The organism is Pseudocitrobacter vendiensis, assembly GCF_943590815.1.
Classification (GTDB): domain Bacteria; phylum Pseudomonadota; class Gammaproteobacteria; order Enterobacterales; family Enterobacteriaceae; genus Pseudocitrobacter; species Pseudocitrobacter vendiensis.
Genome location: NZ_CALSBS010000083.1, coordinates 1 through 1,028, shown reverse-complemented (window position 1 = coordinate 1,028; position 1,028 = coordinate 1). Strand labels below are relative to the sequence as shown.

The window sequence follows — 1,028 nt, the reverse complement described above, 5'->3', positions numbered from 1 at the left end:
CCGGAAGAAAAAGCTCGTGGTATCACCATCAACACTTCCCACGTTGAATATGACACCCCGACTCGCCACTACGCGCACGTAGACTGCCCGGGCCACGCCGACTATGTTAAAAACATGATCACCGGTGCTGCGCAGATGGACGGCGCGATCCTGGTTGTTGCTGCGACTGACGGCCCGATGCCGCAGACTCGTGAGCACATCCTGCTGGGTCGTCAGGTAGGCGTTCCGTACATCATCGTGTTCCTGAACAAATGCGACATGGTTGATGACGAAGAGCTGCTGGAACTGGTAGAAATGGAAGTTCGTGAACTTCTGTCTCAGTACGACTTCCCGGGCGACGACACGCCGATCGTTCGTGGTTCTGCTCTGAAAGCGCTGGAAGGCGAAGCTGAGTGGGAAGCGAAAATCATCGAACTGGCTGGCTTCCTGGATTCTTACATCCCGGAACCAGAACGTGCTATCGACAAGCCGTTCCTGCTGCCGATCGAAGACGTATTCTCCATCTCCGGTCGTGGTACCGTTGTTACCGGTCGTGTAGAACGCGGTATCATCAAAGTTGGTGAAGAAGTAGAAATCGTTGGTATCAAAGAGACTGCGAAGTCTACCTGTACTGGCGTTGAAATGTTCCGCAAACTGCTGGACGAAGGCCGTGCTGGTGAGAACGTTGGTGTTCTGCTGCGTGGTATCAAACGTGAAGAAATCGAACGTGGTCAGGTACTGGCTAAGCCGGGTTCTATCAAGCCGCACACCAAATTCGAATCTGAAGTTTATATCCTGTCCAAAGATGAAGGCGGCCGTCATACTCCGTTCTTCAAAGGCTACCGTCCGCAGTTCTACTTCCGTACTACTGACGTGACTGGCACCATCGAACTGCCGGAAGGCGTAGAGATGGTAATGCCGGGCGACAACATCAAAATGGTTGTTACCCTGATCCACCCGATCGCGATGGACGACGGTCTGCGTTTCGCAATCCGTGAAGGCGGCCGTACCGTTGGCGCGGGCGTTGTTGCTAAAGTAATGAGCTAATT

1 protein-coding gene is annotated in these 1,028 nt (G+C 53.5%); it reads left to right on the top strand.

What is annotated here, in order from left to right; all coding sequences use genetic code 11:
• A partial coding sequence (gene tuf / locus NMC31_RS26050; RefSeq protein WP_189624548.1) for an elongation factor Tu occupies positions 1–1,026 on the top strand: 1,026 nt, incomplete at its 5' end.
• Between the last annotated feature and the right edge of the window lie 2 nt (positions 1,027–1,028).